This is a genomic window from uncultured Cyclobacterium sp., from assembly GCF_963976465.1.
Taxonomy (GTDB): domain Bacteria; phylum Bacteroidota; class Bacteroidia; order Cytophagales; family Cyclobacteriaceae; genus Cyclobacterium.
The window spans coordinates 1-9,262 of record NZ_CAXBOC010000188.1 but is presented as its reverse complement, the minus strand read 5'-3'; the positions used below and the strand labels follow the sequence as shown (position 1 = coordinate 9,262).

At 38.7% G+C, this 9,262-nt stretch carries 10 protein-coding genes; 1 reads left to right on the top strand and 9 read right to left on the bottom strand.

The window, feature by feature from the left end:
- The coding region (locus AAC037_RS11955) for a PAS domain S-box protein (RefSeq protein WP_339903218.1) at positions 1-687 on the top strand (687 nt) is incomplete at its 5' end.
- 13 nt (positions 688-700) lie between these two features.
- On the opposite strand, the gene rffA is transcribed toward AAC037_RS11955, so the two are convergent.
- The 9 genes from rffA to cmk all read right to left on the bottom strand — a co-directional run bounded on the left by rffA (position 701) and on the right by cmk (position 8,930).
- Positions 701-1,831: a dTDP-4-amino-4,6-dideoxygalactose transaminase gene (gene rffA / locus AAC037_RS11950; RefSeq protein WP_339903217.1), complete on the bottom strand. Its 1,131-nt coding sequence runs from the start codon at positions 1,829-1,831 to the stop codon at positions 701-703.
- 1 nt (position 1,832) lies between these two features.
- Entirely contained in the window at positions 1,833-2,444 is a 612-nt protein-coding gene (locus AAC037_RS11945; protein ID WP_339903216.1) for a DUF502 domain-containing protein, read from the bottom strand.
- A gap of 109 nt (positions 2,445-2,553) precedes the next feature.
- Positions 2,554-3,165, bottom strand: a complete 612-nt coding sequence (nqrE, locus tag AAC037_RS11940; RefSeq protein WP_339903215.1) for an NADH:ubiquinone reductase (Na(+)-transporting) subunit E — start codon at positions 3,163-3,165, stop codon at positions 2,554-2,556.
- 13 nt (positions 3,166-3,178) lie between these two features.
- Complete coding sequence (locus AAC037_RS11935; RefSeq protein ID WP_339903214.1) at positions 3,179-3,862, bottom strand: NADH:ubiquinone reductase (Na(+)-transporting) subunit D; 684 nt, start codon at positions 3,860-3,862, stop codon at positions 3,179-3,181.
- Between the two features lie 27 nt (positions 3,863-3,889).
- On the bottom strand, positions 3,890-4,657 hold the full coding sequence (gene nqrC / locus AAC037_RS11930) for an NADH:ubiquinone reductase (Na(+)-transporting) subunit C (RefSeq protein WP_339903213.1): 768 nt from the start codon (positions 4,655-4,657) through the stop codon (positions 3,890-3,892).
- Entirely contained in the window at positions 4,644-5,846 is a 1,203-nt protein-coding gene (locus AAC037_RS11925) for an NADH:ubiquinone reductase (Na(+)-transporting) subunit B (protein ID WP_339903212.1), read from the bottom strand. The genes nqrC and AAC037_RS11925 overlap by 14 nt, the downstream gene beginning before the upstream one ends.
- A 5-nt stretch (positions 5,847-5,851) precedes the next feature.
- A complete protein-coding gene (locus tag AAC037_RS11920) occupies positions 5,852-7,213 on the bottom strand; it encodes a Na(+)-translocating NADH-quinone reductase subunit A (protein ID WP_339903211.1) in 1,362 nt (453 codons plus the stop codon).
- 132 nt (positions 7,214-7,345) lie between these two features.
- Positions 7,346-8,248: a 4-hydroxy-3-methylbut-2-enyl diphosphate reductase gene (locus AAC037_RS11915; RefSeq protein WP_339903210.1), complete on the bottom strand. Its 903-nt coding sequence runs from the start codon at positions 8,246-8,248 to the stop codon at positions 7,346-7,348.
- A 4-nt stretch (positions 8,249-8,252) separates the two neighbouring features.
- Positions 8,253-8,930: a (d)CMP kinase gene (cmk, locus tag AAC037_RS11910; RefSeq protein ID WP_339903209.1), complete on the bottom strand. Its 678-nt coding sequence runs from the start codon at positions 8,928-8,930 to the stop codon at positions 8,253-8,255.
- Positions 8,931-9,262 lie beyond the last annotated feature (332 nt).

Genomic DNA, 9,262 nt, shown 5'->3' with positions numbered 1-9,262 from the left:
TACAAGAGTATAATTTATAGCATTGGTAGATATAGGATTTCCAGACAGCTTAAGCATTCTGAGTTAAGATATAAGGAATTGTTTCACCTTAGCCCTCAGCCCATGTACCTTTATAACCTAAATACATTGGCGTTTATTGATGTCAATAAGGCGGCTGTGGATCATTATGGGTATTCAAAGGAAGAGTTTTTGAAAATGGATCTCAAACAGATCCGTCCCGAGTCCGAAGTCCCCAGATTGGTGAAAATGATTTCCAGTATCAGGGAAGGCAGATTTAAAGGAGAGCCTAAAATTTTTAACCACCTAAAAAAGAATGGGGAAATCATTACAGTTGAAATAAAAAGTAATTTAATCGTTCATGAAGGGGTCAGAGCAGAAGTGGTACTGGCCAATGACATTACCGAGCGTATGCGGTATATCAAGGCCATTGAAGATCAAAACAAACGGCTACAAGAGATTGCATGGATGCAATCACATGTGGTGAGGGCTCCTCTTGCCAGATTGATGAGTTTGGTAATGGCAGCAGATACCTTGGAAGAAGATGTTGGTAAAGAAAATTATAATCAGATGATTATGGACTCGGCCGTTGAGCTGGATGATATTATCAGAGATATCGTTAAGAAAACGGATAAGGTAAGTTTAGAGGCCAAAATGAAAGAGAAATACAATACCAGTCCTGAAAAGTAAAAGGTTGTTGAGGTTAATTTAGAAGCAATCTCTTTAGCTTGTTGGTATCAAGATTATTGAATAGAGGAAACCTTATCAACTGCTCACTGTATTTTTTGGCTTGCAGCAAATCAAGCTTTTTGGAATTTTGGGTTAAATAGTACGGGCTGGAATGCAAACTTTGGTAGTGAAATACAGCCAATATTTTTTTTTGTTTCAAGAAGTTAAGTACTTGCTCTCTGTGTTTTAGGTTTTTCGCTAGTCCATAGTACAAATGAAAATTATTTCCTGCATGCTTTGGGACTGTCATCCATTCTAATTCAAATTTTTCCAGTAATATTGGCAAATTGGCTTTGTGCCAGTGCCAAATTTTTTCTCGTGAGGCTTGAATAGCTTCAATTTGCTCCAATTGTGCCCATAACCATGCAGCGTTAATCTCTGAAGGGGCAAAAGCACTGCCAATGCTCACCCATTCGTATTTATTTGCTTTGCCTAAAGCAAAGTCTTTTTTATTTGTCCCTCTGTTCCAAACCAAATTGGCTTTTTCAATAAATTTGGTATCATTAATCACCAACATGCCTCCTTCACCACAGCTGATATTTTTGGTTTCATGAAATGAAAAGGTGGCGAAATGGCCAAAAGTACCTATAGGCCTTTTTGCTTGATTTTTATAAACATAATAGCCATCAATGCCTGCTGCCGCATCTTCCAGTAGGTATAAATGATGATTTTGGCTGATAGCCAATAGTCGCTCCATGTCACAGGCCATTCCGCCATAATGAACGGCAACAATGACCTTGGTTTTGTCGGTAATCAAGTCCGCCAAGTTTCCTGCATCGATCCCGGGATAATCGCTTCTACTGTCTGCAAAAACAAGTTTACAACCCCTGAGTACAAAAGCATTTGCTGTGCTTACATAGGTATAACTGGGAAGGATCACTTCATCTCCCGGATGCAAGTCCATTAAGAGTGCAGCCATTTCTAAGGCATGGGTACAGGAATGCGTTAGGAACGTCTTTTTAAAGCCATACATTTTTTCTAAAAATAACTGGCATTTCCGAGTGTATTTCCCATCAGCTGCCAACCTTCCTTCTTTACTCGCATCTTGTATATAGGCCCATTCTTTTCCTGTAATAGAGGGTTTATTGAAAGGAATCAAAAACATATTAAATGGTGTCTCCCTGTTTATTGGGAGTCTTGCTAAGCTTTGGGTTTTTAATGTAGTGCAGGTCTGATACGCCTCCGGAAACGATAAATTTCATGATCTCTGTGCTATTGACATTGTAAAGTCTTTCCACATTTTTTCTTGGCACCAAATACAGGTTGCCACTGAAATTGTAAGAATGGGGAAAGTAAACAGCCACCAATTCCTCCTGTCCTATAACTTTCAGGTCATCCTGAGTCATAAAACCCAGCCTTGACATATTGTCTGAAAGCTTTACAATTATGGGAGTGTTGAATTTCTTTTTATCGCCTACAAAGGCAGACATAAGGTCCTTGATACTGGTGTAAAGAATATTTACCAATGGAATTTTAAATACAAGTTTTTCAAGTTCTTCGAAGATGGACTTTGTAATGAAAATACTCGTCAAATAACCAACCAGAGTAACAAATACCAGCATGACCAATATTCCTAGTCCGGGAATATTAACCGGAATAATATTGTCTAAAAACTGGACAGTCAGGATGATAATATATCCCGTCAAAAAGAATGGTACAACGAATAATAGTCCTCTAAGAAAGTATCCTAGAATTCGTTTAGAAGTAAAATCTGACATCTCGAGCAGGCTTAATGTTAATTATCTCTAAAAATAAAAAAAACCCTGTTCTCTATTGAGTGAACAGGGTTTCTTTGATGTAATATTCTATTTGGATAGAATCCGTATATTATAAATCAATTCCCATAAATGACATAAATGCAATCCCCATGAGACCTGTTATCAGCATGGTGATCCCTAGCCCTTTAAGACCATTTGGAACGTTGGAGTATTTTAATTTTTCACGGATAGCAGCCAAAGCTACTATGGCAAGGAAAAACCCTGTTCCTGATCCAAATCCATACACAGTTGCTTCAGCAAGTGTATAATCTCTTTGCGCCATGAAAAGTGATCCACCTAAGATGGCACAGTTTACAGCGATTAATGGAAGGAATATACCCAAAGCACCATACAATGCAGGAGCAAATTTTTCCACAACCATTTCCACCAATTGTACCATGGCAGCAATGATCGCAATAAACATGATGAATCGGAGGAAGGTAAGGTCTATATTGGCAAAAGATTCACCAAGAAAAGCCAAAGCACCTTCTTTCAAAACAAACTCATTCAATAACCAGTTGAGCGGGACAGTAATTGTCAATACGAATATAACGGCAGCACCCAAACCTAAGGCTGTACTTACTTTTTTGGATACAGCCAAAAAAGAACACATACCCAGGAAGTAGGCAAAAACCATGTTGTCAATAAAAATTGACCTAATTGCTAAACTAAATAATTCCATTGTTCCTGTTTAATTAATGTTCTACATATCCTGTTTTGGATCTTTGGACCCAAATCAACAATCCCAATATAATGAATGCACCTACAGGAGATACCATTAGACCGTTGGTGGCAAGCTGGAAGTCATCGCCAAACAATCCGGAGACATAATCGAAAACAGGTACGCCAAAAACAGCTCCTGATCCCCATAATTCTCTGAAGAAAGCGACGGTAAGAATGATCCATGAATAACCCAAAGCACTTCCAAATCCATCCAAAATAGAGTCATATGGTTTGTTACCAAGGGCAAATGCTTCTAAACGACCCATTACGATACAGTTGGTAATGATGAGACCAACAAAAACTGATAGTTCCTTGTACATATCGTAAGCAAAGGCTTTCAATACCTCATTTACAAGAGTTACCAAAGTTGCTACTACTGCCAATTGGACAATGATTCTTACCCTTCCTGGTATTTTGTTTCTTAAAAGGGAGATGGTCAGGTTTGACATGACTATTACAAACACAACTGACAAGGCCATTACCAAGGTGGGTTGCATCTGCGTGGTTACCGCCAAGGCAGAACATATTCCTAAAACCTGAATGGTGATAGGGTTATCGTCCACCAAGGGGTCAGTAATTAGCTTTTTTCTCCTTTTGGAAAGAAAAGCTTCTGAATCCTTTACTTTTATTGCTTTTTCAGCGGTTTCTGTACTCATAATTTCTTTGTATTGAAATTTTTACAATTAATTCATAGCCACTTTAGAACCACCTTCTTTTATTTTTTCCATATAGGACTGGTAATGCTGAAGGTAGTTTTTTAGCATATTATTGACACCATCAGCTGTAATGGTTGCCCCGGACATGCCGTCCACCTTATGTGGTTCTCCTGAGTAATCTTTTCCTTCACCTTTTTGCATGTATACGGAAACAAGTTCACCCCCTTCATTATAGATGGTTTTGTCTTTGTAGCGTTGCTGCACTTCTACTGAAGTGATTCTGGCACCCAACCCAGGGGTTTCACCTGCATGTGACAGTGTTACCCCTTCAATGGTGTCCATATCGGTTTTTAAGGCCACGTAGCCCCAGATACTGTCCCATAACCCACTACCATAAACAGGCAATATATAGGCAAGAGCAGTCTCTTCACTTCCTTCATCTAAGAAGATAAACACAGGATACAATCTATCTTCAGGAGCTTTTTTATAATTTTTACCAACATCTACTGTTTCGGCAGATACGGCAACTCCGTCTTGTTCCTCAACTTCCTCTCCATTAAGGTTGACTACCTTTGAAGAAATTCTGCTGGCGTAAAACTCATTTACTTCCTCCGGCTTCATTTCTGCTATTTGTTCAGCAGGTATTACTGCGCCCAGAATTTGTTTTTTAGTATCAAGTTCTTCAGCTTTCTTTTGAATTGGCTTTAATAGTTCGGACGTACCTGACAATAATAAACCCAATACGACGGTCAAAATGACCGAAAATGTAATGATATATGCGTTAGACTGTTGCACGTTGTAACCTCCTTTTCTTGTTAGCTTTAACTACATAATAATCAATAAGCGGCGCAAATACATTCATAAATAATACCGCTAGCATGATACCCTCAGGGTAAGCGGGGTTGGTAACCCGGATAATAATAGTGAGAGCACCGATAAGTAAACCATAAATCCATTTTCCGGATTCCGTCTGAGCGGCTGAAACAGGATCTGTAGCCATAAATACTATACCAAAAGCTATGCCTCCCATTACCAAATGGTAATGTGCCGGCATGGCCATGAATTCATTTACCGCCAAGACCTGCATTAGTGCTGCCATAAGGTAAGCACCTACAAACCCACTAAAGATTATTTTCCAACTACCTACACCTGTAAATATTAAAATTGCAGCACCGATTAGCACCATCAATGTAGATGTTTCCCCAATTGATCCGGGGATAAATCCCATGAACAAATTTTGAAAGCTAAACATATTGTCCATCAATACTGAGTTATGACTGGCCAAATTGGTTACTGCATTTACTCCTTCTTGTCCGGATTGATAAGCAACTGCTAAGGCCGTGGCACCGGAAAAGCCATCAACAGGCATCTTGTCTCCCAAATAAGTCCATACCTGATCACCTGAAATTTGTGCTGGGTAAGCAAAGTATAAAAATGCCCTGGCAGTCATCGCCACATTTAAGATATTCATTCCTGTTCCACCAAAAACTTCCTTGGCGATAACTACTGCAAATACTGTTGCCAAAGCAACTTGCCATAGTGGGGTTGTTGCTGGAACTACCAGTGGAATCAACATCCCTGTTACCAAGAAACCTTCATTGATTGGGTGCTTCCTAACTACAGCAAAAACCGCCTCAACTATACCCCCGGCAGTATAGGCTACCAATACAATAGGCAATACCAAGGTTAACCCTAATACAAACTTGTCACCAAAGGTGGCAGCTTCACCCACTGCCAAATAGTGCAAGTGGCCGGTATTATAAATACCAAACAACAAGCAGGGTATCATGGCAATAACCACTGTAATCATCATCCTTTTCAGGTCGATGGCATCTTTTACCTGAGCGCCTTTTGTGGCAGCAGTATGGTTGGGTGAAAACATAAATGTTTCGCCTGCCTCATACAGGTAATAAAGATTTTCCAATTTTCCTCCCTTTTGGAATAAGGGTTTCTGTTTGTCCAACAGATCTCGTAAAAACTTCATATTTCTTAACTGTATTGAATGAGTTCTATACCTTTTCTAATTAATTGCTGAACTGGGTGTTTGGAAACATCTACAAATTCACACAAAGCAAGATCTTCTTCTATTACCTCGTAAATTCCCAACTCCTCCATTTCATCAAAATCTTCTGCCATGATGGCTTTGAGCAAATACACTGGGTAAATATCCATAGGGGTAACCTTTTCAAAAACCCCGGTCTGTACAAATGCTCTAGGTTCCCCTCTCACATTCGAGTCCAAAGCATATTCCTTTTTCGGGAATAGAAAAGAGAGTAGTCCTAGTGCTTTATGGAAGCTTAATTTATCTGTTGTAGGTTTCATCCAGCCCATGAATTCATAATAATCACCCTCAGGGATGACGGTGATTTGGTGCTGGTAATAGCCCAGATAACCTTCCTGGCTTATTTTTTCTCCAGTTAAGACATTTCCTGAAATGACCCTGAAATGATTGGATTTGGTATTTCCCGCTACATAGCTATCAACACAGCTACCTATATAGGTCTGGGCATATGAAGGGGCTTTGACTTCAGAACCAGTGATGGCCACCAATTTGGAGGCGTCATAAATCCCGTTGATTAACAATTTACCAATTTGAACCACCCCATAAGGGTTGACTGTCCATAAAGTCTCTCCTTTATTAATTGGAGCGGTATTGTGAATTTGCACACCTACATTTCCTGCCGGATGAGGGCCTGAAAATGCGGTGGTTTCAACACCTTGTATGGCACCTAATTCAGTTGATTTACTGTCAGCAGACAAACCTAAATAAACCTTACCATCAGTAAGTTTTTTTAGGGCATCAATTCCTGCCTGAAAATATTTGCTTTGACCTTTCAGTATATAATCATAATCCGGCGCCAAAGGGTGAGAATCAAACCCAGAAATAAATATGGCGCGTGGGTTGTCGTCAGGGTTTGCTACTATTCCGTAGGGTCTCTGAATAATTTGAGGCCATACACCGGAAGAAGTAAGTTTGTCAATGATGGTATCTCTGCCTGCCGATTTAATTTCTGAAGAGGTTAATTTCTCAAAGTTTTCAAAATTAATTTCGCCGTCAGCAAGGATTTTTATTTCCAATAACTTTCTTTTCTCTCCTCGTTTTATTTCAATGATTTCTCCTGATACAGGTGCAACATACTTTACCTTTTCCAGTTTTTTATCAAATAAAATAGGAGTGCCTGCCTTTACCGTATCACCTTCTTTTACAAGGACCTTTGGTCTTTGCATTCCGATGAAATCTGTGGGCTTGATGGCAAAGGTTTTGACAGGTTGATAATCACCGACTTTTTTTTCGGCTTTACCTACCAGGCGTATATCAAACCCTCTTTTAAGCTTGACTTGTTTTGACATATTTAATTTTTGAAACTTTTTGATCCTATGAAAAACGCCTCAAATCTAATAAATTACATTAGTTATTAGAAGATAATTCGGCGATTATTTAGCTATTTTTTATCGATAAAACCCAATTAACTTAACGGTTTCTCAATTGTTTGCATTGATACTGATTTTATTATAAGATAAAATGTGCTCTTTTACCTGGTCCATTAACCACATTGGTGTGGATGTGGCCCCGCATATGCCAATTTTATCTTCAGAATTGAGCCAATCGAGGTTTATCTCTGTTTCATTCTCAACAAAATAACTCCTTGGATTGATGTGCTTACACACCTGATACAAGGCTTTGCCATTTGAACTCTTTTTTCCTGCAACAAAAATGATTACGTCGTTTTCTTTTGAAAATTTTTGAAGTTGTGGTTCACGGTTAGACACTTGTCTGCAAATAGAGTCATTGGCATTGAAATCCATTTCCTCCATGCTGCCCCTTGCTTCTTTTATCCTTGCTTCAATTTTCTCTTTCAACTCGTAGAAGCCTTTGGTGCTTTTGGTTGTTTGACTAAACAGGGTTACAGGTCTGGAAAAGTCAATTTGATCCAAATCTTCATCATCCATTACCACAATGGCTTTTTCAAGGGTTTGGCCGGTAAGACCGATCACTTCTGCATGCCCCTTTTTACCATAAATTACAATTTGGCCATCTTGACTTTCCATCTTGTCAAAGGCACTTTTTACCCGGTGCTGTAATTTTAAAACCACTGGACAAGAAGCATCAATAAGCTCAATATTGTTTTTTATGGCTGTACGATAGGTCTCCGGTGGTTCACCATGGGCCCGTATCAAGACTTTGCAGTCATGTAGTTCTTCTAAATTCTCTCTGTCAATTACAACTAAACCCTTATCACTTAATCGGTTCACCTCCATGGCATTGTGTACAATATCTCCAAGACAATAGAGCTTAGAACTGCTTTCCATCTCATCTTCTGCCATTTGGATTGCGTATTCAACACCAAAACAATATCCGGAATTTTTATCTATTGTGACTTCCATAAAGTTAGTTCATTCTTTCCTTGGCCAATTCAATTATTCTTGAGACCTGCTCCTTGAACTCAAGATAACTGGTATCAATCTCTACGGCATCTATTGCTTTTTTTAATGGGCTTACTGATCTTCCTGAATCTATCTTATCTCTTGATTCAAGGTTTTGCTTGACAATATCAAGACTAATTTTTTCACCTTTTTCTAAGAGCTCTTTTTGCCTTCTTTCTGCCCGTATAGTAGTGTCGGCAGTCATGAAAACCTTTAGTTCCGCTTCTGGGAAAACAACGGTGCCAATATCACGGCCATCCATTACAATTCCTTTTTTACTACCCATGCGTCTTTGTATGTTTACCATGGCAAAGCGTACATTGGATAATTTGCTTACTTGACTTACATAGGTGGAAACTTCCATGCCCCTGATTTCACTTTCCACATTTTCTTCGTTCATAAAAATTTCCTGAACGCCCTTAGCTTCATTAAATTGGAAAGTAATTTTTATGGCTTGAAGGGCTTTATTCACTTCTTCCGTATTGGAAAGATCCGTGTTATTTCTTAAAAAATATAGGGTAACAGCCCTATACATGGCACCTGAATCCAAATAGGTATATTGCAGAATCTTAGCTACAGCTTTGGCTGTAGTGCTTTTCCCACATCCTGAATATCCGTCGATGGCAACGATAATTTTTTTCATTAAAGAAAAATGAAATTGCTTACTGCTTTCCTTTTCAATGGCAAATATAGTATATTTATAGGTATTCTTGGCAGTAAGCTTTATTTGAATTGATTTTTATTATCATTTAAGGAGCTGCAGCAAGAAAATGGAATATTTTATTTTAATTTTTAGGTTAGAATGTCTAAAGTTTTTACGCTTCAAGGTAAACTTGTTGATATTGAAAATCGGGAAATTTATTCTGTAGAAGTTCAGGTGTCTGAGGGTAAGATCAATAGGATAGATCGAATCGATTCTTCTCCTGATCAATACATACTTCCGGGATTCATAGATGCACATGTTCATATTGAATC